This is a genomic window from Curtobacterium sp. MCLR17_032 (assembly GCF_003234795.2).
Taxonomy (GTDB): domain Bacteria; phylum Actinomycetota; class Actinomycetes; order Actinomycetales; family Microbacteriaceae; genus Curtobacterium.
Genome location: NZ_CP126268.1, coordinates 2533598 through 2555292 on the forward strand (window position 1 = coordinate 2533598; position 21695 = coordinate 2555292).

Consider the following 21695-nt stretch of genomic DNA (forward strand, 5'->3'; position numbering starts at 1 on the left):
GCTCCTGCGAAGATGACGGGGTGCCCGCCGTGAACCCGACCGCTCCCGCCGTCGTCCCCGATCTGCCCGACCTGCTCGCGACCGCCCGGGTCGTCGCCCTGCCGATGCGGGTCCGGTTCCGCGGCATCACCGTGCGCGAGGCGCTCGTGCTCCGCGGCCCCGAGGGGTGGACCGAGTTCTCCCCCTTCGTGGAGTACGACGACGGCGAGGCCACCGCCTGGCTCCGTGCCGCGATCGACTTCGGCTGGACCCGACACGAGCCGGGCGCGGACAGCGTCCCCGTCAACGCCACGGTCCCCGCGATCGCCGCCGAGGACGTCGCCGACCTGCTCCGCCGCTACCCCGGCTGCACCACCGCGAAGGTGAAGGTCGCCGAACCCGGCACCGACATCGAGGACGACGTCGCCCGGGTCGCCGCGGTCCGTCGGGCGATGGGTGACGAAGCCGAGGTCCGCGTCGACGGGAACGGGTTGTGGGACCTCGAGCACGCCACCGCCGCCCTGGAACGCCTGGCACCCTTCCGGCTGCAGTACGCCGAGCAGCCGGTCGCGTCGGTGGCGGACCTCGCCGCGCTGCGCACCCGGATCGCCGGGCTCGGCGTCCGGATCGCTGCCGACGAGAGCGTCCGGAAGGCCTCCGACCCGCTCGCCGTCGCGCGCGCGGGGGCCGCAGACGTGCTCGTCGTCAAGGCACAGCCCCTCGGCGGGGTCACCGCCGCGCAGGCCGTCATCGCCGAGGCCGGGCTGCCCTGCGTGGTCTCCAGCGCGATCGACACCTCGATCGGGCTCGGCATGGGGGCGTTCCTGGCGTCGCGGGCGATGGCTCCCGGGTACGCGGCGGGCCTCGGGACCGCGGCCATGTTCACCGGCGACGTCACCGCCGACCCGCTGCTGCCCGTCGGCGGCCGGATCGCGGTGCGGCGGGTCGAGCCGGACCCGGACCTCCTCGACCGGTGGGCGGCGTCCCCCGAGCGCACCGCGTGGTGGCTGGCGCGGCTCGGTCGGGTGCACGCGTTACTCGCAGCGCGGCCGGCTCGGCCGACCCGGCCGACCCGGCCGTAGGGCCGCACCACACGACGGACGGGAGGCCCGACACCAGCTGGTGTCGGGCCTCCCGTCCGTTCCGTGGTCGCGTCCGGGGGGTCACAGACCGGAGTAGCTGTGCAGCCCCTTGAAGAAGACGTTGACGACCGAGAAGTTGAACATCACGGCCGCGAAGCCGATGAGGGCCAGCCACGAGGACCGGGCGCCGCGCCACCCGCGGGTCGCCCGCGCGTGGATGTAGCCGGCGTAGAGGGTCCAGATGATGAAGGTCCAGACCTCCTTCGTGTCCCAGCCCCAGTAGCGACCCCAGGCCCGCTCGGCCCAGATCGCGCCGGCGATCAGCGTGAAGGTCCAGAGGACGAAGCCGACCAGGATCACCCGGTAGCTGAGCACCTCGAGCCGGTCGGCGTCGGGCAGCGTCTCCATGAAGCGCAGTCGGCGCGAGACCGGACGGCCCTGGCGGTAGGTCTGGACCAGCTGCGAGACCGCGAGCCCGGCGCCGAGGGCGAAGAACCCGGTGCCGGCGATGGCCACGAAGACGTGGATGACGAGCCAGTAGGACTCGAGCGCGGGCACCAGCGGGCGGACCGGCACGTAGTAGTTCACCGTGGCGATGCCCAGCAGGATGATCACCAGGCCGGTGATGAACACCCCGAGGAACTTCAGGTCCTGCCAGAACTGCACGAGCAGGAATACGGCGATGATCAGGCCGGTGCCGGTCAGCGAGAACTCGAACATGTTGCCCCACGGCACACGGTCGGCCGCGATGCCGCGGAGCACGATCGCGCCGATGTGGACGACGAGTGCCAGGATCGTCATGGCCATGCCGACGCGTTCGAACTTCGAGCCGCGCTGGCCCCGGCCGCCGCTGACGTCGTCGCCCGTGCGCTTCTGCTGCACGCGTTCGAGGACGACGGTGCCGCCCTGGACGGTCGCGACCGTGGCGACGCTGGCGTCGTCACGGTCCGAGGCCGAACCGCCGCGGGTGGTCTCGAGTCCGACGTCGCCGGCGCGCTTCGCCATGTCGAGCGCGAAGGAGATGAACGCGATGACGTAGACCGCCATCGCGGAGTACGTCAGCACGACCGAGTAGGTCGCAAGGGTCGTCGTGTTCACTTGCTGATCCTAACTCCGAGGTCCGACATGTGCTTCTGGGCGATGTCCGCCACCGCGCGTTCGAGGTTGGGGTCCTCGCCGCGTGCGAGCCCGGCGTACTCGAGGTCGAACTCACCGTCCTCGGCACCGGGCTTCCGCACCGCCTTCACCCACACGCGGCGGCGCGGGACGAACAGCGAGGTGAGCAGGCCCAGGACCGACAGGATCGCGAAGAAGGCGACCCAGAGCTGCGACGGGTCGTGGTGCACGTCGAGGGACACGTACCGCTTGACCCCGTCGAACGTGATCGAGCCAGCGCCGTCCGGCAGCTGCTTCGTCTGGCCGGGCTTCATCGCGATGCTCGGGGTGTCCGACTGTCGGCCCGCGATCTGCTGCAGGCCCTTCGTCGACAGCTGGTAGACGCTCTGCGGCACGCCGTCGTCGAGGCCGAGGTTGCCGGTGTACACCTGCAGCGACAGCATCGGGTTCTTGGTGTCCGGGTAGTTCGAGGTGAACGCACCGGCGTTCGTGCCGCTGGTCTGCTGCACCGCGGTCGGGTAGAAGAACCCGATCAGGCCGAGCTGGTCGGGTGACGCGTCCGGCACCTTGATGACGCCGGTGGAGGTGTAGTTCGCGTCGTCCGGCAGGAACGGCACGACGTCCTGGAACGCCACGTTGCCCTTGCCGTCGCGCACGGTGACATGCATCGCGTAGCCGTTGCCGAGCAGGTAGACGTTCGTCCCCCCGATCGACAGCGGCTCGTTCACGCCGAGACGACTGGTCTTCGCGGTGCCGTCCTTCAGACGTGCGGAGACGGTGGCCGAGTAGTCGGTCGCCTGCCCCAGCGCGTCGAGGTTGCGCTCCTCGTACTTCGTCGTGAACTTGTCGAGCGTCAGGTTGTAGGGCGTGAGGTCCTTCGGCGAGAACCAGCGTCCGGGGTTGAACGAGTCGTACGCGCCGATGACGTTGGTGAACGACTGCCCCTCGACCAGCAGCCGCTGTCCGGTGTAGCTGAACCCACCGCCCAGACCGACCGCCAGCAGCACGCCGACGAGCGCCGAGTGGAAGACCAGGTTGCCGGTCTCCCGCAGGTAGCCGCGTTCGGCGCTGACGGAGTCGCCGAAGCGTTCGACGCGGTAGCCCGACTTCTTCAGCTGGGCCATGGCCGTCGTCACCGCGTGGTCGACGGACGGGAGGCTCGTGGCCGCGCCCGTCGTGCTGCCGACCGTCTGGCCGCCAATCGTTGCCGCGCTGATCGTCACCGACCGGAAGCCGGCCAGGCGGCCGAGCCGCGCGGGGGTCTTCGGCGGCCGGGTGCGGAGCGCCTGCCAGTGGTGCCGGGTACGCGGCACGATGCAGCCGATGAGCGAGATGAAGAGGAGCAGGTAGATCGCGGAGAACCACACCGAGGTGTAGGTGTCGAAGACCTGCAGCTTCTCGAGCACCGGGGTCAGCTGCGGGTGGCTGTTCTTGTACTGCGTGACGCCGTTCGGGTCCGCCTGCGTCTGCGGGACGAGCGAGCCCGGGATCGCCGCGAGGGCGAGGAGCAGCAGCAGGAAGAGCGCCGTGCGCATGCTCGTCAGCTGCCGCCAGGCGAACCGGAGGTAGCCGACCAGCCCGAGCTTCGGCTGCGCGATGCCGTCGGCGGTGGTCGCGGCGACGGGCGTGCCGTCGACGTGGTCGGACGGGCGCTGTGGGTCGGACGCGCTGTCGGTGCCGGTGGTGCCGGCGTCCGTCACGTCGTCCTGGTCGGAGTCAGACCGCGGGGACATAGCTCTGGATCACCGCCCCGACGCTCGACATGACGGCCGACCAGATGCCGGTGACCATGAGCAGACCGATGACGATCAGGATCGCTCCTCCGATGATGTTGACGGTGCGCATGTGCCGCTTGACGACACCGATCGCGCCCGAGGCCCAGCCGGCGCCGAGGGCGACCAGCAGGAACGGCACGCCGAGCCCGATGCAGTACGCGATGCCGAGCACGACGCCCTGCCAGGCGCTGCCGGACTGGAAGCTGATGAGGTTGATGGCCGCCAGGGTCGGGCCGATGCAGGGGGTCCACCCGAGGGCGAACACGATGCCGAGCAGCGGGGCGCCGAGCAGGCCGGTGCGCGGCGTGAAGTTCGTCTTGACCGTCCGCTGCAGGAACGTGAACCGCCCGATGAACACCAGGCCCATCGCGATCACCACGATGCCCATGAGCTGGACGATGAGGTCACGCCAGCGCACCAGCCAGAAGCCCACGGCACCGGCGGCCGCGGACCCGAGGACGAAGACGACCGTGAAGCCGAGGACGAAGAGCAGCACGCCGAGCAGCACCCGGCCGCGGGAGTGCCGGCTGCCGTCCGCGATGCCGCTGACGTAGCCGAGGTAGCCCGGCACGAGCGGCAGGACGCACGGCGACAGGAAGGACACCAGTCCGGCGAGCGCCGCCACCGGCAGGCCGATGAGGAGCTGCCCGCTGAAGATCGCGTCGGCGAAGGGGTTCCCGCTGGACACGGGTCAGGACGCCTTGCCGGTGAGCTCGTCGTCCACCAGGGTCTTCAGGATGCTCGGACCGTCGACGGCGCCGAGCACGCGGGCGGCGACCCGGCCCTTCTTGTCGAGGACGATCGTCGTCGGCACGGCGTTCGGGGCGATGTCGCCGGAGAGCGCGAGCTGCATGGTGCCGCTGCGGGCATCGAGCACGGTCGGGTAGTCGACGCCGAACTTCCGCTCGAACGCCTTCGCGGTGCCGGCCTCGTCGCGGACGTTGACGCCGATGAAGTGCACGTCGTCGTCGGCGAACTCGTCCTGGACCGTGTTGAGGTACCCGGCTTCGGCGCGGCAGGGCGGGCAGCCGGCGTACCAGAAGTTGATGACCACGACGTCGCCACGCATGGCCTTCGCGGACAGCTCGTCGCCGTCCATGGACTTCGCGGTGAAGTCGATCGGGTCGGTCCGCTTGTCGACCGCGACCTCGGTCACCGCACCGGTGCCGGAGATGTAGTTCTGGGTGTTGCCCTTGCCGTACTGCGCGGCGAGGCCGTCGTTGGCGGAGCTGCACCCGACCAGCGCGATCGCGGCGGCCAAGGCGATCGCGGCGGCCCCGGCGGTCCGGCGGCGCGTGGCGTGAGTGCGGTTCGTTCGGGTCGTGCTGGTCACACTGCTCCTTCGTCGACGGCTGACCCGCGGAGGTCGGCCGCCGGGTCTGCGTACCCGACCTCGGTGAAACGACCGGCGGCGGTGTCGGGTACCCGCTGGAGGCTCGTGATGCTGGACAGGTCGCACCGGCGCTTGCGCGGGTCGTGCCAGAGCGGCTCCCCCGCCAGGCGACGGTGCACCATCCAGATGGGGAGTTGGTGGCTGACGAGGACGACGTCCCCGCCGTCGACGCTCTCCCAGGCGGTGGCGACCGCGGCGAGCATGCGGTTCGCGATCGACTCGTACGCCTCGCCCCAGCTCGGTCGCCAGGGGTTCGCGATCCACGGCCATTCGGTCGGGCGTCGGACGGAGCGCTTGGTGAACCCGGGAGGCTGTCCTTCGTACCGGTTCGTCGGCTCGATGAGGCGTTCGTCGAGCCGGACGTCGAGACCGTAGGCGGCCGACCAGGGAGCAGCGGACTCCTGCGTGCGCTGGAGCGGCGAGGCGACGATCGCGCGGACGTCGACCCCGGCGTCCTTCCAGGCGGCGGCGGAGGTGGCGGCCATCCGAGTGCCGAGCTCGCTCAGACCGAAGCCCGGGAGCCGCCCGTAGAGGACACGGTCGGGGTTGTGGACCTCGCCGTGCCGCACGAGGTGGATCGTGTTCGCGGGCATGGGTTCCAGTGTAGGTCGGTCCTGCTCGCCCACCCGCCGCTCAGCAGATCCACGGCTGCACACCTGTTCAGTGCGCCGTCAGCCGAGGTGGCCGGAGAGCCGTCCGTGCAGGGCGATCGACCCGGTGTTCAGGTTGACGACCTCGACGGTCGACCCGTGCTGCGCGAACCGCTGCTCGATCCCGTCGAGGGCGGCCACGGTGCTGGCGTCGAAGACGTGTGCGTCGGTCATGTCGATGACCACGTGCTCCGGGTCCGCGGCGTAGGAGAACCGGGTGACCAGGTCGTTCGACGACGCGAAGAACAGCGCGCCGCGGACCCGGTAGCGGACCGTGTGCTCGTCGACGGGTTCCCGGACGACCTCCACGACGTGGGCGACCCGGCGGGCGAAGACGAGCGCGGCGACCACGACACCGGCCAGGACACCGGTCGCCAGGTTGTTGGTCGCCAGGACCACGAGCACGGTGATGACCATCACGGCGGTCTCCCCCAGCGGCATCCGGCGGAGCGTGCGCGGTCGGATGCTGTGCCAGTCGAAGGTCGCGACACAGACCATGAGCATGACGGCGGTCAGCGCGGCCATCGGGATCTCGGCGACCACGTCGTGCAGCACGATCGTGAGCACGAGGATCGCGGCCCCGGCGGTGAAGGTCGACACGCGTGTCCGAGCACCGGCCGTCTTCACGTTGACGACGGTCTGGCCGATCATCGCGCACCCACCGGTGCCGCCGAAGAACGCGGCGGCGATGTTCGCGATGCCCTGCCCCCAGGACTCGCGCCAGGCACTGGAGCGGGTCTCGGTGACGGCGTCGACGAGCTGTGCGGTGAGCAGGGTCTCGATGAGCCCGACGATCGCGACACCGAACGCGTACGGCGCGATGAGCCGCAGGGTGTCGAGCGTGAACGGCACGGTGACGCCGTTGAACCCGGGCAGTGCGGTCGGCAGCGCGCCCTCGTCGCCGACGGTCGGGACGGCGACCCCGAACAGGACGGTGATGCCGGTGATCACGACCACCGCGATGAGCGGCGCCGGGACCGCCTTGGTGAGGTACGGGACACCGATGATGAGCCCGATGCCGAGCGCGGTCAGGGGCCACACGACGAACGGGACGTCGTGGCCGAACAGGTTGGGCAGCTGCGCGGTGAAGATGAGGATCGCGAGGGCGTTCACGAAGGCGACGTTGACGCTCCGCGGGATGAAGCGCATGAGCCGGGCGACCCCGAGGAACCCGAGCACGAGCTGGAACAGGCCGCCGAGCACGATCGTCGGCACCAGGTAGGCGACGCCGTGGTCGCGGACCAGTGGGGCGATGACGAGTGCGACGGACCCCGCGGCGGCGGAGATCATCGCCGGGCGGCCGCCCACGATCGAGATGACGATCGCGAAGACCACGCTCGAGAAGAGCCCGACGGCCGGGTCGACGCCTGCCACGACCGAGAACGAGATCGCCTCGGGGATCAGGGCGAGTGCGGTGACGACGCCGGCCAGGACCTCCCGGGTCAGCAGGCGCGGCGAACGCAGGGCGGACAGGACGCTCGGCGCGCCGGGGACGGTGCTGGTGATCGACATCGGGAGCGACCCTACCGCCGCGTGAGGGTTGCTGCGACCGGAGCCCGCTCACGACCGGCTCTGCCACGATGGCGGACATGACCGCCCCGGACGTCCCCACCACCATGCACATCGGCGAACTCGCCGAACGCACCGGGATGTCGCTCCGGTCGATCCGGCACTACGACGAGGTCGGACTGCTGGTGCCGAGCGGTCGGACCTCCGGCGGCTTCCGCGTCTACACGGCCGGGGACCTCGAGCGCCTGCTCGTGATCCGCCGCATGAAGCCGCTGGGGTTCACGCTCGAGGAGATGGCCGGACTGCTGCGGGTCGTCGACGGGCTGGCGACCGCGGACCCCACCGAGGCCACGGCCCTGGCTGCCCGGCTCGACGAGTTCCTCGACGACGCCCGGGCGCGGCACGCCAAGCTGCTGGAACGCGCCGCGATGGCCGAGGAGTTCATCGGGACCCTGGGGCGGCTGCGCGCCTCGGTCTGATCCCGTCGATCCGCGATCAGCGCTGGGTGAGAGGGTGGGTGGCCAGGCCGCAGCACCGGGACCCTCCGTCATGAGTCCCGCCCCGTGTCCTCCCGCGACCTGGCCACGACGACGACGGTAGGGACCTGGCGGAGCCGGGGCGGGCCTCCCGGTCGTCCCTGTGGACGAACGCTCCGAGCGGTGTTGCTGTGCAGGGAGAGGCGCAGCCCGGACCGAGTTCGCCACCGGCACGCCACTCGCGCGCCCGGCCGGTAGACTCGACGACCGTGATCGAACGCACCCGCATCGCCGACCTCGCAAGCCTCCCCGACGGCCCCGTCTCCGTGGCCGGATGGGTCGAGACCGTCCGCGATCAGAAGAAGGTGCAGTTCGTCGTCCTCCGCGACGAGAGCGGCGCCGTCCAGCTGGTCAACCCCGCCACCCGTGAAGCCGTCGAGGGGGACGACACCTCCGCCGCGGCCCTCGCCACCACCGAGACGATCTCGGGCCTGGCGCACGGCTCCTTCATCCACGTCACCGGCACCCTGAAGGCCGACGAGCGCGTCAAGCTCGGCGGGCTCGAGGTCAAGGTCGGCACCCTGACCGTCGTCAGCGCCGCCATCCCCGAGACCCCGATCGCCGACGACTCGTCGCTCGACAAGCGTCTCGACTGGCGCTTCCTCGACCTGCGCAACCGCAAGCAGAACCTCATCTTCCGCATCCAGACGACGATGGAACACGCGTTCCGCACCTACTGGGTCGAGCGCGACTACATCGAGATCCACACCCCGAAGCTGATGGCGTCCGCGTCGGAGTCCCGCGCCGAGCTCTTCCAGCTCGAGTACTTCGAGACCACCGCCTACCTGTCGCAGTCGCCGCAGAACTTCAAGCAGATGGCGCAGCCGGCCGGCTTCGGTGCCGTGTTCGAGATCGCCGACGCCTTCCGCGCCGACCCCTCGTTCACCTCGCGCCACGCCACAGAGTTCACCAGCGTCGACGCCGAGTTCTCGTGGATCGAGTCCCACGAGGACGTCATGGCGATGCACGAAGAGGTCCTGGTCGCCGGCATCACCGCCGTCAAGGAGAAGTACGGCAAGGACATCGAAGAGGTCTTCGGCTTCGAGCTGCAGGTCCCGTCCACGCCGTTCCCCCGCGTGACCCTGGCCGAGGCCCGGACGATCGTCGCCGAGAGCGGCCACGACGTCGTCCGCGCCGACGGCGACCTGGACCCCGAGGGCGAGCGCCGCGTGTCCGCCTGGGCCAAGGAGCACCACGGGTCGGAGTTCGTCTTCGTCACCGACTACGACGCCTCGATCCGGCCGTACTACCACATGCGTCACGCCGACGACCCGACGCTCACGAACAGCTACGACCTGCTGTTCAACGGCGCCGAGATCTCCACGGGCGCCCAGCGTGAGCACCGCGTCGACGTCCTCACCGCCCAGGCGGAGGAGAAGGGCCTCGACCCGGCCGAGCTCGGCTGGTACCTCGACTTCTTCCGCTACGGCGTCCCGCCGCACGGTGGGTTCGGCATGGGCCTGGCCCGCGTGCTGATGCTCATGCTCGGCGAGCCGTCGATCCGCGAGGTCACGTACCTCTTCCGTGGCCCGACGCGCCTGACCCCGTAGGCAGCGCGGCGGCGGCGGCCGCGGTGCAGCTCGCGGCGCGGCTCGCGGCGCGGACTGTCGTCGCACAACAGGAACCGGCTCGAACCACGGACGTCCGTGGTTCGAGCCGGTTCTCGTTGTGCGGTGCCACGGCACACCGGCCGAACGCGCAGCCGCAGGCGCGCTGGCCGCAGGCGCCGCGGCCGGGCTGCGCCGGCCTCAGTCCTGCCAGTCGATGGCCGCGCGGCTGGTGACCATCGCGCGGATCTCGGCGGCAGCGGCCTGGTGCTCCGGGTGGAACTGGTACTCGTCCAGGCCGGCGAGGTCGTCGAAGGTCGCGACGACCGCCAGGTCCTGGTTCTTCCCCGGGTAGGCGACGTTCTCGACGACCTCGAGCGACCGGATCGATCCGATGACGCCGACCAGGCCGGTGAGCAGTTCGCGCACCCGGGCGACGGCGACGGCGCGGTCGAGGTCCTCGCGCAGGGTCCAGGAGACGACGTGACGGATCATGCGCGAGCCTCCGCCAGTTCGATCGCCCGGGCGAGTCGCTCGGCATCGACGTGCCAGTTGCTGTGCACACGGCCGTCGACCAGGACGACGGGGATGTCCTCGGAGTACTCCTCGCGGAGCGCGTCGTCGTCGAGGATCGACCGTTCCTGGAGGGTCGTGCCGGGGTGCGCGGACACGACCTGTTCCACGACGGGTCGCGCGTCGTCGCAGAGGTGGCATCCGGGTTTGGTGAGGAGCGTCACGGCGGGCATGGCACCAGGGTAGTCCGGCGGGTCCCGCGCCCGGCTGGTGGCCCTGCATCCGCGACGTGGCAGGGATCAGAGCCGAGCAGCGAGGCCCGGACCCACCCCGGGAAATGCGAAAGCCCCGGCGAACCGGGGCTTCTGCGGCAAGTCTTGCGACTTACTTCTTGTTGCGACGCTGGTGACGCGTCTTGCGAAGGAGCTTGCGGTGCTTCTTCTTCGCCATGCGCTTGCGACGCTTCTTGATGACAGAACCCATGTGGACCTCGCTCGGACTGATGGTGATGTACGGACACCGGGCCGATGAAGCCGCGGAAAATCAACCTGCCCGAGTCTACCGGAGGGCTGACGCGATGTCGAACGGCGCCGGAACGGACGGTGGACGCCCGGGGCGGATGCGTCGGGTCAGCCGACGTCGGCGATGCCACCGCGGAGCATCTCCGCGACCGCCGACTCGGGGACCCGGAAGGACCGACCGAACCGGATGGCGGGGAGCTCGCCGGCGTGCACCATGCGGTAGACCGTCATCTTGGAGACCCGCATCATCTCGGCGACCTCCGCGACGGTGAGGAAGCGCACGTCGTCGAAACTGCCGGTCATGATCCGCCTTCGGGCTGGCTTGCTTGTTGTGACCTGTGTGGTCTCTGGACACTGTAGAGGCGCGTGAGCCTCGCTGTCCAGCAGCCGCTCAGTCGTCCTCGGGGCGCTTCGTGAACCGGCGCCGACCGCGGTCGACGACACGCTCCCAGCCCTGCTGCGCGCCGGTGAACGCGACGGTGGCGCGGTGCGACGCCTCGGCCATCACGCGGCCCAGCTCGGTGCCGACCTCGACGGTCCCCTTGCCGGTCGCCCCACTCCGTCGGAACGAGACCGGCTGGCCGTCCGGCGTCCAGGACGTCGTCGCCGGGGTGCCGTCGGCGTCCACCGCGTTGGTGAAGGGGACGACCCAGTCCTCGATGCCGAGCAGGGGTTCCGGGTCCAGGCGGTAGTAGCGGTGCTGACCCTCTTCGCGGCTGGTGACGAGCCCGATGTCGCGGAGCACGCGGAGGTGCTTCGACACGGTCGGCTGGCTCACGCCGAGGCGCAGCACGAGCTGTCCGACGCTGAGTTCGCCGCCGGTCGCGTCCGCCCCGTACGCGGTGAGCAGTTCGCCCAGCAGTGCACGCCGCGTCGGGTCCGCGACGACGCTGAAGATGTCGGCCATGGGGAGAGGCTAACCGCCGCGGTGCGGATGTACCATGACGAACCGTCCCGCCCATGTCCTCGGAGGCATACGATGCTCGACCGCACCGAGCCGGTCCCCGCCCCGGGCGCCGCGTCGGCCCGGCGACACCCGGGCCGGATCACCACGGCGCTGCGGTCCTCGCCCTCCCGCCTGGCGATCCTGGTCTTCATCGTCCTGATCTTCCTGTTCACGGTGCTGTTCATGACGCCGATGGCCGCGGCCGACGGGACGACGACCGACTTCTCCGACGCGCTCTTCACCGCGGCGAGCGTGGTCTGCGTCACCGGGCTCGCGACGGTCGACATGGCGACGCACTGGTCGGTGTTCGGCAAGGTCCTCGTCGTGATCGGGACGCAGATCGGCGCACTCGGGGTCCTGACGTTCGCGTCGATCCTCGGCCTGGTGGTCACCCGCCGCCTCGGACTCCGCGCGAAGCTCATCGCCGCGGGCGACTCCAACCCGCTACGGACCCACCACGGAGCCGTCCCGGAAGGGCAGGCGGTCCGGCTCGGCGACGTCGGCACCCTGCTGCTGACCGTCGCGGTGAGCACCCTGTCGATCGAGATCGTCCTGGGTCTGCTGCTGCTGCCGAGCGTCCTGGTGACGGGCATCCCGTTCTGGTCGGCGGTCGGTGACTCGTTCTACTACGCCGCGATGGCGTTCACGAACACCGGGTTCGCACCGAACGCCTCCGGGCTCGACCCCTTCGCGCACGACTACTGGTTCCTCACCCTGCTCATGGTCGGCGTCGTGGCCGGCTCGATCGGCTTCCCGGTGATCCGCACGCTCACGAAGCAGCTGCGCTCCCCCAGGCGCTGGCCGATCCACGTCAAGCTCACGCTGGTGACCAGCGGCATCCTGCTGCTCGGCGGGGCGGTGACGTACATCGCGCTCGAGGCCTCGAACCCCGCCACCTTCGGTCGCGAGGGCGCCGGCCGCACGGCCTTCCAGGCGCTGTTCCTCTCGACGATGACGCGGTCGGGCGGGTTCTCGCTCGTCGACTTCGACGAGCTGCACGGGTCGAGCCTCCTCGTCACGGACATGCTCATGTTCATCGGCGGCGGCTCCGCCTCCACCGCCGGCGGCATCAAGGTCACCACACTCGCCGTGCTGTTCCTGGCGGCCGTCGCGGAGGCCCGTGGCCGGCAGAGCATGGAGGCGTTCGGCCGGCGGATCCCGAGTGACGTCCTCCGCGTCGCCGTGGCGATCGTCCTGTGGGGTGCCACCATCGTCGCGATCGCCACGGTCGTGCTGCTGCAGATCACGCACGAGCCGCTCGACCGGGTCCTGTTCGAGGTGATCTCCGCGTTCGCCACGTGCGGCCTGTCGTCCGGGGTCTCGGCCGACCTGCCGGACTCCGGCAAGTACGTGCTCGCCGCCACGATGTTCCTCGGCCGGGTCGGTACAGTGACCATCGCCGCCGCGCTCGCAGCGAGTCAGAGCCGGCAGCTGTTCCGCCGTCCCGAGGAGAGGCCGATCGTTGGCTGACCGAAACCGCACGCAGCACCAGCAGGGCCCCGTCAGCCACGACGCCCCCGTGCTGGTCATCGGGCTCGGCCGCTTCGGTGCCGCCACGGCCGGCCAGCTCGAGCGTCAGGGGCGCGACGTCCTGGTGGTCGACACCGACGCCGCCCTGGTGCAGAAGTGGTCGGACCGGGTCACGCACGCGGTGCAGGCCGACGCGACCGACATGGACGCCCTGAAGCAGATCGGCGCGCAGGACTTCGCGATCGCGGTTGTCGGCACCGGCTCCGACCTCGAGTCGAGCGTCCTCATCACCGCGAACCTCGTCGACCTCGGCGTCCCGCAGATCTGGGCGAAGGCGATCAGCCGGTCACACGGCACGATCCTCAGCCGCATCGGTGCCAACCACGTCGTGTACCCGGAGCGTGAGGCCGGCGAGCGGACGGCGCACCTGGTGTCCGGCCGGATGCTCGACTTCATCGAGTTCGACGACGACTTCGCCGTGGTCAAGATGTTCCCGCCGCGGGCCGTCCGCGGGCGGGACCTGGCGACGACGGTGATCCGGACGCGCTTCGGCCTGACGGTGCTCGGCATCAAGCCGCCCGGTCAGGCGTTCGTGCCGGCGACCCCGGACAGCGTCATCGGCGAGGACGACGTGATCATCGTCTCCGGCACCGAGACCGACCTCGAACGGTTCGCCGCGCTCGAGTAGCCCGCTCAGAGGCGGGACAGCTCCTCGGCCCGGGTGATCGCGGCGCGCGCAGCCCGCTCGAGCGTCCCCGTCAGGTCCGCCTCCTGCAGCACGGTGACCGCACGCTCGGTGGTCCCCTTCGGGCTCGTCACCGCGCGGCGCAGGTCGGCCGGCTCGCTGCCCGACCGGGCCAGGAGCTCGACGGCGCCCCGGACGGTCCCCTGCACCATCGTGCGCGCCTGCTCGTGCGTGAACCCGAGCGCCTCGGCGGCCTGCTGCCACTGCTCGACGAGCAGGAAGACGTAGGCGGGGCCGGAGCCGGAGACCGCGGACAGGGCGTCGAGCTGCGACTCCGGCACCTCGATGACCTCACCCGAGACCGCGAACACGTGTGCAGCGAGTGCCGTCGCGTCCGTGTCCGCCGACGACCCGGCGCTGATGCCGGTGACCCCGAGGCCGACCCCGATCGGGGTGTTCGGCAGCGCCCGGACCACCCGGACGCCCTCGGGAACGTGCGCCTGCATCGTCTCGGTCGTCACCCCGACGGCGACACTGACGACGACCGCGTCCGGGGCCAGGTCCCCGGCGACCTCGTCGAGCAGGTCGACGATGCCGAACGGCTTCACCCCCAGGACGACGAGTCCGGCACCGCGGACGGCCGCACGGTTGGCGTCCGGGTCGGTCTCGGTCGCGGTGGCGTCGAGCCCGCTCGCACGGTGCGCCGTCGCCGAGGACTCGGACCGGGTGGTGACGACGACGGTGTCGGGCGCCACGCCGGAGGCCAGGAGGCCCTGCAGGACCGCGCCGGACATGGAGCCGACGCCGAGCATGGCGACGCGGGGCAGTTCGATGGTCATGGCCACCAACCTAGCGAGGACCGGCAGCCTAGGATCGTGGTCCAGGTCGGGTGAGAGAAGGGGTCGGACATCCACATGAGCGCTTCCGGAGGGACGAAGGCGATCTTCGCCGCACTCGGTGCGAACATCGGGATCGCGATCGTGAAGTTCATCGCCGCGGCGATCAGCGGATCCGCGTCGATGCTCGCCGAAGGGGTGCACTCACTGGCGGACTCCGCGAACCAGCTGCTCCTGCTGCTCGGTGGCCGGAAGGCGAAGAAGGCCGCGGACGAGGAGCACCCGTTCGGCCACGGCCGCGAGCGCTACGTGTACGCGTTCGTCGTGTCGATCGTGCTGTTCTCGGTCGGCGGCGTGTTCTCGCTCTACGAGGGCATCGAGAAGTTCGCGCACCCGCACCCGCTCGACAACTGGTGGCTGCCGATGGTGGTGCTCGTCATCGCGATCGGGCTCGAGGGGTTCTCGCTCCGCACCGCCCTCAAGGAAGCCGCACCACAGAAGGGCGGGCAGTCCTGGGTCCAGTTCGTCCGCCGCGCCAAGGCCCCGGAGCTGCCCGTCGTGATGCTCGAGGACACCGCGGCCCTGATCGGCCTGGTCTTCGCGCTGTTCGGCGTCGGCCTGACGGCGATCACCGGCAACGGGGTGTTCGACGCGATCGGCACGGTCCTCATCGCGGTGCTGCTCATCGCCGTGGCACTCGTCCTCGGTGTCGAGACCAAGAGCCTGCTCGTCGGCGAGGGTGCGAGCTCCGGCGACGTCGCACGCATCAAGCAGGCGGTGCTCGACGGCCCGGAGGTCGACTCGATCATCCACCTCAAGACCCTCTACCTCGGGCCGGAGGAACTGATGGTCGGTGTGAAGGTCGCCGTCGACGGGGACCGCCGACTCGGTGACGTCGCCGCGGGCATCGACACCGTCGAGCAGCGGGTCCGCGCAGCCGTCCCGACTGCCCGGGTCATCTACATCGAGCCCGACGTCCGGCACGACGGGCCGCACCCGTCGACCGAGGCGATCGTCCTGCGCGCCGCCGACTGACCAGGCCGCCCCGGGCTCGCTCGGCGGTCAGCGTCGCTCGGCGAAGAACGCGTCGAGCACCGCCGCGCACGCGTCCTCGAGCACGCCCGCGACCACCTCGGCCCGGTGCGGCAGCCGGCGGTCCCGCGCGATGTCGTAGACGCTGCCGCTCGCGCCGGCCTTCGGGTCCCACGCACCGAAGACGATCCGTGGCACGCGTGCCGCCAGGGCAGCGCCGGCACACATCGGGCACGGCTCCAGCGTCACGACCAGGGTGTGCCCGGCCAGGTGCCAGTCGCCGGTGACCGCCGCGGCGGCGCGGAGTGCGAGGACCTCGGCGTGCGCGGTCGGGTCCTGACGGGCCTCCCGCTCGTTCCGTCCGACGGCGACCACCGCGCCGGCGGCGTCGAGGACGACGGCACCGACCGGCACGTCGCCGGTGTCGAGACACGCGCGGGCCTCGGCCAGCGCGCGTTCCATCGCGGGGACGAACGGGCGGTGCGCCGGGTGCTCCACGGGTGCTCCGATCGTCCGGCGGGACCGCGACCGCCGGGAGGGGTGCGGCACGGTACGCTCGACCCTATGCGAGTCCACGTCGCCGACCACCCGCTCATCACCCACAAGCTCTCGGTGCTCCGCGACCGGACCACTCCCTCCCCCACGTTCCGCGCCCTGACGGAGGAACTCGTCACGCTCCTGGCGTACGAGGCCACGCGCAACGTCCGGGTGACGGCCACGCCGATCACCACCCCGGTCGCGCAGACCATGGGCGTCGCCATCGCGAAGCCCCGGCCGCTCGTGGTCCCGATCCTGCGCGCCGGCCTCGGCATGCTCGAGGGCATGGTCAAGCTGGTCCCCACGGCCGAGGTCGGCTTCCTCGGCATGGCCCGCAACGAGGTCACCTTCGAGCCGCAGACCTACGCCGAGCGCCTGCCCGACGACCTGTCGAACCGGCAGTGCTTCGTGCTCGACCCGATGCTCGCGACCGGTGGCACGCTCGCCGCGGCCATCGACTTCCTCTTCGCCCGCGGCGCCGTCGACGTGACCTGCGTCTGCATCCTCGGAGCCCCCGAGGGCCTCGCGGCACTCGAGGCCGCCGTCGGCGACCGTGACGTGACGATCGTCCTCGGCGCGCTCGACGAGCGCCTCGACGAGAACGGCTACATCGTGCCGGGCCTCGGCGACGCCGGCGACCGCCTCTACGGCCTGGCCGAGTAGCCGCCGCACCGCACTCCTGACGGGAGGCTGCCCACCGGACCGGTGGGCAGCCTCCCGTCCGTCGTCGGCGACTGTCCGCATCCGTCGACCGTCCGTGCGGACGGTTGACACGGCGTTGGTATACCGCGGATACTCATGCCATGACTGCAACCGTGTCCACTCGCGCCCTCCACGAGGCCTCGGGGACCGTCGGCATGATGATGCCGACCACGGCGGTCATGCGTTGTCGAATGTGTGCCTGATCGGTACCCGTTCCAGCCGGATCCCCCGCGACACCACCCCCGTCGCGCGCGTGTGATCCCCCGGTGACGACCTCGTCGACGACGCGCACCACCGTCGCGAGGTCGGACCCCGCTCCCCCGGACCAGCCCCGGTCGGCGACGACCGCAGGGCTCCTCGGCGAACGCTGCCGCAGCGACTCCTGCGCCAGGCGTCACCGTCACCGCCGTTGATCCGGGCCGACGCATTCGACACCGGCCGCCGCACCACCCCGTGCACGGCCCCTGCACCACCCGGAGACCGCACCATGTCGCTCACCATCGCCCAGCCCCGCACCGCCCCCGCGATCCGTACCGCCGCGCCGGCCACCACCGACCTCGGCAGCGTGACGCCGATCCGCGGCCGTCGCCCCGCCGTGCTGCCGACGCAGCCCGCTCGCCCGGTCGCCGACCGCTCCGCCGTCCCGACCAGCCCGGTCGTCGCGCCGCCCCGCAACCGCGCGCTGCCGGAGGGCACGGAGGCCCGTGGGTTCGCCCTGTACGTCGGTCTCGACGAGGCCGCCGCCGCGGCCGCCGGCACGACGCTGGCCGCCGTCGTCGAACAGCTCAAGGCCCTCACCGCCCAGCTCGTCCCCTCCGCCGAGACCTACGCAGCCGTCGCCGTCGCCGCCGAGGGCTCCGGCGGGCGGGACGTCGACGTGGTCCGCCTGGCCCTGCAGGACCGCTCGGCGGTCGCGGCACGCAAGCAGACCGAGAAGCCCGAGCCGGAGGAGACCGGGGTCGTCATCGACATCTCCCGGAAGCGTGTCGTCCTGGACGGCGAAGCGGCACCGCTGACCTTCAAGGAGTTCGAGCTCCTGCAGTTCCTGGTCCTCCGCGAGGGCCGCACGGTCGACCGCTCGGCGATCATCGAGGGCCTGTGGTCCGACGGTGAGGACGAGACCCCGAACGAGCGCACCATCGACGTGCACGTGCGTCGGCTCCGGTCGAAGCTCGGCGCGTTCGAGGAGATCGTCCGGACCGTCCGGGGCGTGGGCTACCGGTTCGACCGGCACGCCGACGTCTCGGTCCGCTACGCCTCCACCCCCTCGCCCGACCTCTTCTGAAACTGCTCTCGTGCGTCGATCGGACAACTCGCAGGATTCGACGGCGAGGCGCCCTTCCCCGGCGTTACCGCACCGTTATACAGTCGGTCGTGCAGACGGTGTTTGCTGTGGCACCGGCTGTGGAATGTGATTGCAGGAATCTCTTGGTGCAAGGGAGCGGGCCGGTCGTCCACCAGGACGGCCGGCCCGCGTTCTGTGTCCGAGCCCGTCGGTAGGGTGGTGGTCCACCCGACGGAGGGAAAGACCCGTGAGCGATCACCGAACCGAGAAGGCCACCGCGGTCGCCGCCTGGGAGTCGTTGTTCCGCGCCCAGGTCACCGTGATGCGGAACCTCAACACCGAGTTCCCGTCCGCCGAGATCTCGTTCAACGAGTACGACGTGTGCTTCAACCTCTCGACGCAGCCCGGACGCCGCTGCCGGATGCGTGACCTGACCGGGCACCTCCTGCTCACGCAGCCGAGTGTCAGCCGTCTGGTGGACCGGCTCGCCGCGAAGGGCATCGTCGAGAAGCAGCCGGACCCCACGGACGCCCGCGGGGTGATCGTCGCACTCACGCCACACGGCTTCGACGTGTACCGCACGGTCGCCGTGCAGCACGCCTCCACGATCGCGGCCCAGGTCGGCGCCGGGCTCGACGACGCCGAACTCCGGACGCTCACCGAACTGTGCACGAAGCTGCGCGTCGGCGCCGCGGCGACCACGCCGACCCGCCGCTCGGTCGGGGCTCCGGCATGAGCGGGAACGGTGCGGGTGGCTCCGTCGTCTGGCTGCGCGACGACCTGCGCATCGCCGACAACCCCGCCCTCCGTTCGGCCACCGACCGCAGCGGCCCGGTCACGGTCGTCTACGTCCTCGACGAGCAGAGCGACGGCATCCGCCCGTTCGGTGCCGCGGCGCGCTGGTGGCTCCACCAGTCCCTGAGCGCGCTCGACGCCGACCTGCGCGGGTACGGCTCGCGGCTCGTGCTGCGCCGCGGTCCGGCGGCCGAGGTCATCCCCGCCCTCCTGCAGGAGTCCGGCGCCGACGCCGTGTTCTGGAACCGCCGCTACGGCCTGGTGGAACGCGAACTCGACGCGGGCATCAAGGCCGGCCTCATCGCCAGCGGGATCGAGGCGCACAGCGCGGCGGCCACCCTGCTCTGGGAGCCGTGGACGGTCCTCAGCGGCAAGGGCGAGCCGTTCAAGGTCTTCACACCGTTCTGGCGGGCGGCGCAGGCGATGCCCGAACCCCGCCACCCGTGGCCCGAGCCGGACACGATCGCCGCACCGCCGGACGTCGCCTCGGACACGCTCGACGACTGGGACCTGCTGCCGACGACCCCGGACTGGGCGGGCGGGATGCGCGACGCGTGGACGCCGGGCGAGCAGGGTGCGTCCGACCGTCTCGAGCGCTTCGTCGCCGAGGCCCTCGCCGACTACGACCAGCGGGACGAACCGGCCCAGGCAGCGACGAGCAGCCTGTCGCCGCACCTGCGCTGGGGTGAGATCAGCCCGTACCAGGTCTGGCACCGCATGCACGAGACCCTCGAGCCGGACCAGCGACGTGCCGCGCCGGCGTTCCTCCGCCAGCTCGCGTGGCGCGAGTTCAACTGGAACGAGTACTTCCACTGCGACGACATCGCCCGCACCAACGTCCGTCGTGAGTTCGACGCCTTCCCGTGGCGGGACGCCGCCGAGTCGGAGCTCGACCGCTGGCGCCACGGCACGACGGGCTTCGACCTGGTCGATGCCGGCATGCGAGAGCTCTGGCACACCGGCGCGATGCACAACCGGGTCCGTCTGGCCACGGCGAGCTTCCTCGTGAAGAACATGCTCGTGGACTGGCGGATCGGCGAGCAGTGGTTCTGGGACACGCTGGTCGACGCCGACGCCGCGAACAACGCCGCGAACTGGCAGTGGGTCGCGGGCTCGGGGTTCGACGCGGCGCCGTACTTCCGGGTGTTCAACCCGGACCGGCAGCTCGAGCGCTTCGACCCGCACCGGGAGTACGTCCGCCGCTGGGTGCCCGCCGACGAAGCGCGCCCGGAGCCGATGGTCGACCTCAAGGCCACCCGGCAGCGTGCCCTCGACGCCTACGCCGAGATGCGGCGCGCATGACCCGGCCGTCCGCCGCGGTGCTCGACCAGATCGACGCCCTGCACCGGCAGCGGGTCGCCGACGGCATCGCACCGAGCAGCGTCTGGGGCGTGTTCGACCGAGACGGACTCGTGGCCTCCGGAGGTGCCGGGGACCGCGGGGACGGCACGGCGCCCGACGCCGACACGGTCTACCGGATCGCGTCGTGCACGAAGAGCGTCACCGCGACGACGCTGCTCGGACTCGTGCGCGACGGACTGCTGTCGCTCGACGCCCCGGTCACGGACTTCGTGCCGGCGTTCCGGTCGGTGGCCCTGCCGACCGCAGACTCCCCCGTGCCCACCGTCCGGATGCTCCTGACGATGTCCGCGGGCTTCCCCACCGACGACCCGTGGGGTGACCGGCAGGAGAGCATCTCCGACGACGAGCTCGACGACGTCCTCGGCGCCGGACTCCTCTTCGACTCGGTGCCGGGGACGCGCTTCGCGTACTCGAACCTCGGCTACGCACTGCTCGGCCGCGTGGTCGCCGTCGTCGCCGGTGCGCCGTTCACGTCCGTCGCCACCCAGCGCGTCCTGCGCCCCCTCGGACTCGACGACACCGTGTTCGCGGCCGCCGACGCCCGCGGGCACGTCGTGACGGGGTACCGGCCGCACGGCTCCGCCTGGGAGGCCCTGACGACACCGGGGCCCGGCGCGTTCTCACCGATCGGCGGGCTCTTCTCCACCGTGCGGGACCTCGCCCGCTGGGCGTCCTGGCTGGCGAGCGCGTTCGAGGGCACGGTGCCGCCCTTCTCGGAGCCCGCAGCCGCGAACGCCGGCCCGCTGGACACCGCCGGACGTCGGGCGATGCAGCAGGCGATGCGGATGGTCCCGGCCGAGTCACTGCCCGGATCGACCCGGGCGACCGGGTACGGCTTCGGGCTGTTCGTCGAGCACGACCCCGTCGTCGGCTCGATCGTGTCGCACTCCGGCGGCTACCCCGGGTTCTCGGCGCACATGCGGTGGTCGGTGTCGACCGGCCTCGGTGTCGTCGCCTTCGAGAACGCCACCCAGGCCAAGGTGTCGGTGGCTGCCACGCGGGCGCACGACCTCGTCCTGGCCGACGTCCGGTCCGGAGCCGATACGTCGATCGCCCACGCGCCGGTCGCCGACGCCCCGGAGCGGGTGTTGCCGGAGACGCGAGCCGCCCAGCGGGCCGTGCAGCGCCTCCTGGCCGACTGGGACGACGACCGAGCCGCCGCGATCTGCACGCCGAACGTGCCGCTCGACGTGCCCTGGGACCGCCGACGTGCCGCGCTCGACGCCGCGGTCGCCGTGGTCGGGGCCGACCTCCGTGGCACCCCGGTCGCCGAGCAGTCGAGCACGCCGACGCACCTGCGGTGGTGGCTGCCCGGTGAGCACGGTCGTCTGCGTGTGGAGATCCGTCTCGCGCCACTCGCCGCCGGTCTGGTGCAGACGCTGACCGTGCGCGCGGAGCCGAGGCCGGTCTAGCGCAGGGCAGAG

The 21695-nt window shown here is 71.3% G+C and carries 24 protein-coding genes; 11 read left to right on the forward strand and 13 right to left on the reverse strand.

Features of this window, described 5'->3' with window-relative positions:
- Positions 1-20: 20 nt before the first annotated feature.
- Positions 21-1061, forward strand: a complete 1041-nt coding sequence (locus tag DEI97_RS11890; RefSeq protein WP_258376663.1) for an o-succinylbenzoate synthase — start codon at positions 21-23, stop codon at positions 1059-1061.
- An 81-nt stretch (positions 1062-1142) separates the two neighbouring features.
- Here DEI97_RS11890 and ccsB read toward each other — a convergent pair whose 3' ends face one another.
- The 6 genes from ccsB to DEI97_RS11920 all read right to left on the reverse strand — a co-directional run bounded on the left by ccsB (position 1143) and on the right by DEI97_RS11920 (position 7507).
- On the reverse strand, positions 1143-2159 hold the full coding sequence (ccsB, locus tag DEI97_RS11895; protein ID WP_502866651.1) for a c-type cytochrome biogenesis protein CcsB: 1017 nt from the start codon (positions 2157-2159) through the stop codon (positions 1143-1145).
- Positions 2156-3910: a cytochrome c biogenesis protein ResB gene (resB, locus tag DEI97_RS11900; RefSeq protein WP_111074370.1), complete on the reverse strand. Its 1755-nt coding sequence runs from the start codon at positions 3908-3910 to the stop codon at positions 2156-2158. Before resB ends, ccsB begins: the two co-directional genes overlap by 4 nt.
- The gene (locus DEI97_RS11905) at positions 3894-4640 is read right to left on the reverse strand and encodes a cytochrome c biogenesis CcdA family protein (RefSeq protein ID WP_111074371.1); all 747 of its coding nucleotides are present in this window, start codon (positions 4638-4640) and stop codon (positions 3894-3896) included. The genes resB and DEI97_RS11905 overlap by 17 nt, the downstream gene beginning before the upstream one ends.
- Before the next feature lie 3 nt (positions 4641-4643).
- Positions 4644-5285 (reverse strand): TlpA family protein disulfide reductase, encoded by a 642-nt coding sequence (locus tag DEI97_RS11910; protein WP_111074372.1) that lies wholly within the window; start codon positions 5283-5285, stop codon positions 4644-4646.
- Positions 5282-5938, reverse strand: a complete 657-nt coding sequence (locus DEI97_RS11915; protein ID WP_111074373.1) for a histidine phosphatase family protein — start codon at positions 5936-5938, stop codon at positions 5282-5284. Before DEI97_RS11915 ends, DEI97_RS11910 begins: the two co-directional genes overlap by 4 nt.
- Positions 5939-6016: 78 nt before the next feature.
- Positions 6017-7507 carry a SulP family inorganic anion transporter gene (locus DEI97_RS11920; protein ID WP_111074374.1) on the reverse strand — a complete coding sequence of 497 codons (1491 nt, stop codon included), beginning with the start codon at positions 7505-7507 and terminating at the stop codon, positions 6017-6019.
- 77 nt (positions 7508-7584) lie between these two features.
- Here DEI97_RS11920 and DEI97_RS11925 point away from each other — a divergent pair, with 77 nt between their 5' ends.
- Together DEI97_RS11925 and aspS are read left to right on the forward strand one after the other, a co-directional pair.
- On the forward strand, positions 7585-7983 hold the full coding sequence (locus DEI97_RS11925) for a MerR family transcriptional regulator (protein WP_111074425.1): 399 nt from the start codon (positions 7585-7587) through the stop codon (positions 7981-7983).
- Between the two features lie 266 nt (positions 7984-8249).
- Positions 8250-9590: an aspartate--tRNA(Asn) ligase gene (gene aspS / locus DEI97_RS11930; RefSeq protein WP_111074375.1), complete on the forward strand. Its 1341-nt coding sequence runs from the start codon at positions 8250-8252 to the stop codon at positions 9588-9590.
- Positions 9591-9788: 198 nt separating this feature from the next.
- Here aspS and DEI97_RS11935 read toward each other — a convergent pair whose 3' ends face one another.
- The 5 genes from DEI97_RS11935 to DEI97_RS17735 form a co-directional block, all read right to left on the reverse strand.
- Positions 9789-10082 carry a Dabb family protein gene (locus tag DEI97_RS11935; protein ID WP_110902607.1) on the reverse strand — a complete coding sequence of 98 codons (294 nt, stop codon included), beginning with the start codon at positions 10080-10082 and terminating at the stop codon, positions 9789-9791.
- Positions 10079-10333 carry a glutaredoxin family protein gene (locus DEI97_RS11940; RefSeq protein ID WP_111074376.1) on the reverse strand — a complete coding sequence of 85 codons (255 nt, stop codon included), beginning with the start codon at positions 10331-10333 and terminating at the stop codon, positions 10079-10081. The genes DEI97_RS11935 and DEI97_RS11940 overlap by 4 nt, the downstream gene beginning before the upstream one ends.
- 151 nt (positions 10334-10484) lie before the next feature.
- Positions 10485-10583, reverse strand: a complete 99-nt coding sequence (locus DEI97_RS11945; protein WP_003792170.1) for a 30S ribosomal protein bS22 — start codon at positions 10581-10583, stop codon at positions 10485-10487.
- A 146-nt stretch (positions 10584-10729) separates the two neighbouring features.
- Positions 10730-10924 carry a helix-turn-helix domain-containing protein gene (locus tag DEI97_RS11950; protein WP_111074377.1) on the reverse strand — a complete coding sequence of 65 codons (195 nt, stop codon included), beginning with the start codon at positions 10922-10924 and terminating at the stop codon, positions 10730-10732.
- Between the two features lie 88 nt (positions 10925-11012).
- Complete coding sequence (locus DEI97_RS17735; RefSeq protein WP_111074378.1) at positions 11013-11528, reverse strand: ArsR/SmtB family transcription factor; 516 nt, start codon at positions 11526-11528, stop codon at positions 11013-11015.
- Between the two features lie 72 nt (positions 11529-11600).
- On the opposite strand from DEI97_RS17735, the gene DEI97_RS11960 reads away from it, so the two are divergent.
- Positions 11601-13037, forward strand: coding sequence for a TrkH family potassium uptake protein (locus tag DEI97_RS11960; RefSeq protein ID WP_111074379.1), 1437 nt, complete (start codon positions 11601-11603; stop codon positions 13035-13037).
- Entirely contained in the window at positions 13030-13725 is a 696-nt protein-coding gene (locus tag DEI97_RS11965; protein WP_181439188.1) for a potassium channel family protein, read from the forward strand. Before DEI97_RS11960 ends, DEI97_RS11965 begins: the two co-directional genes overlap by 8 nt.
- A 5-nt stretch (positions 13726-13730) precedes the next feature.
- On the opposite strand, the gene proC is transcribed toward DEI97_RS11965, so the two are convergent.
- Positions 13731-14561 (reverse strand): pyrroline-5-carboxylate reductase, encoded by an 831-nt coding sequence (gene proC / locus DEI97_RS11970; RefSeq protein WP_111074381.1) that lies wholly within the window; start codon positions 14559-14561, stop codon positions 13731-13733.
- Positions 14562-14636: 75 nt separating this feature from the next.
- Between proC and DEI97_RS11975 the strand changes: the two genes are divergently transcribed.
- Complete coding sequence (locus tag DEI97_RS11975) at positions 14637-15593, forward strand: cation diffusion facilitator family transporter (RefSeq protein WP_111074382.1); 957 nt, start codon at positions 14637-14639, stop codon at positions 15591-15593.
- A gap of 27 nt (positions 15594-15620) precedes the next feature.
- Here DEI97_RS11975 and DEI97_RS11980 read toward each other — a convergent pair whose 3' ends face one another.
- Positions 15621-16052, reverse strand: a complete 432-nt coding sequence (locus DEI97_RS11980) for a nucleoside deaminase (RefSeq protein WP_111074426.1) — start codon at positions 16050-16052, stop codon at positions 15621-15623.
- A gap of 102 nt (positions 16053-16154) precedes the next feature.
- Here DEI97_RS11980 and upp point away from each other — a divergent pair, with 102 nt between their 5' ends.
- The 5 genes from upp to DEI97_RS12005 all read left to right on the forward strand — a co-directional run bounded on the left by upp (position 16155) and on the right by DEI97_RS12005 (position 21683).
- Positions 16155-16790: a uracil phosphoribosyltransferase gene (gene upp / locus DEI97_RS11985; RefSeq protein ID WP_111074383.1), complete on the forward strand. Its 636-nt coding sequence runs from the start codon at positions 16155-16157 to the stop codon at positions 16788-16790.
- Positions 16791-17316: 526 nt separating this feature from the next.
- The gene (locus tag DEI97_RS11990; RefSeq protein WP_111074384.1) at positions 17317-18114 is read left to right on the forward strand and encodes a winged helix-turn-helix domain-containing protein; all 798 of its coding nucleotides are present in this window, start codon (positions 17317-17319) and stop codon (positions 18112-18114) included.
- A 247-nt stretch (positions 18115-18361) separates the two neighbouring features.
- Positions 18362-18850, forward strand: coding sequence for a MarR family winged helix-turn-helix transcriptional regulator (locus DEI97_RS11995; protein ID WP_258376664.1), 489 nt, complete (start codon positions 18362-18364; stop codon positions 18848-18850).
- Complete coding sequence (locus DEI97_RS12000) at positions 18847-20211, forward strand: cryptochrome/photolyase family protein (protein ID WP_111074428.1); 1365 nt, start codon at positions 18847-18849, stop codon at positions 20209-20211. Before DEI97_RS11995 ends, DEI97_RS12000 begins: the two co-directional genes overlap by 4 nt.
- The gene (locus tag DEI97_RS12005) at positions 20208-21683 is read left to right on the forward strand and encodes a serine hydrolase domain-containing protein (protein ID WP_111074385.1); all 1476 of its coding nucleotides are present in this window, start codon (positions 20208-20210) and stop codon (positions 21681-21683) included. The genes DEI97_RS12000 and DEI97_RS12005 overlap by 4 nt, the downstream gene beginning before the upstream one ends.
- The last annotated feature ends 12 nt before the right edge of the window (positions 21684-21695 follow it).

Coding starts and splice junctions, on each gene's coding strand:
- DEI97_RS11975 (WP_111074382.1), top strand. CDS start 14,637: ATGAGCGCTTCCGGAGGGACGAAGGCGATCTTCGCCGCACTCGGTGCG.
- DEI97_RS11960 (WP_111074379.1), top strand. CDS start 11,601: ATGCTCGACCGCACCGAGCCGGTCCCCGCCCCGGGCGCCGCGTCGGCC.
- DEI97_RS11940 (WP_111074376.1), bottom strand. CDS start 10,333: ATGCCCGCCGTGACGCTCCTCACCAAACCCGGATGCCACCTCTGCGAC.
- DEI97_RS11945 (WP_003792170.1), bottom strand. CDS start 10,583: ATGGGTTCTGTCATCAAGAAGCGTCGCAAGCGCATGGCGAAGAAGAAG.
- DEI97_RS11980 (WP_111074426.1), bottom strand. CDS start 16,052: ATGGAACGCGCGCTGGCCGAGGCCCGCGCGTGTCTCGACACCGGCGAC.
- DEI97_RS11920 (WP_111074374.1), bottom strand. CDS start 7,507: ATGTCGATCACCAGCACCGTCCCCGGCGCGCCGAGCGTCCTGTCCGCC.
- DEI97_RS17735 (WP_111074378.1), bottom strand. CDS start 11,528: ATGGCCGACATCTTCAGCGTCGTCGCGGACCCGACGCGGCGTGCACTG.
- resB (WP_111074370.1), bottom strand. CDS start 3,910: ATGTCCCCGCGGTCTGACTCCGACCAGGACGACGTGACGGACGCCGGC.
- DEI97_RS11950 (WP_111074377.1), bottom strand. CDS start 10,924: ATGACCGGCAGTTTCGACGACGTGCGCTTCCTCACCGTCGCGGAGGTC.
- DEI97_RS11915 (WP_111074373.1), bottom strand. CDS start 5,938: ATGCCCGCGAACACGATCCACCTCGTGCGGCACGGCGAGGTCCACAAC.
- DEI97_RS11935 (WP_110902607.1), bottom strand. CDS start 10,082: ATGATCCGTCACGTCGTCTCCTGGACCCTGCGCGAGGACCTCGACCGC.
- upp (WP_111074383.1), top strand. CDS start 16,155: ATGCGAGTCCACGTCGCCGACCACCCGCTCATCACCCACAAGCTCTCG.
- DEI97_RS11990 (WP_111074384.1), top strand. CDS start 17,317: ATGTCGCTCACCATCGCCCAGCCCCGCACCGCCCCCGCGATCCGTACC.
- DEI97_RS12005 (WP_111074385.1), top strand. CDS start 20,208: ATGACCCGGCCGTCCGCCGCGGTGCTCGACCAGATCGACGCCCTGCAC.
- DEI97_RS11925 (WP_111074425.1), top strand. CDS start 7,585: ATGACCGCCCCGGACGTCCCCACCACCATGCACATCGGCGAACTCGCC.
- DEI97_RS12000 (WP_111074428.1), top strand. CDS start 18,847: ATGAGCGGGAACGGTGCGGGTGGCTCCGTCGTCTGGCTGCGCGACGAC.
- proC (WP_111074381.1), bottom strand. CDS start 14,561: ATGACCATCGAACTGCCCCGCGTCGCCATGCTCGGCGTCGGCTCCATG.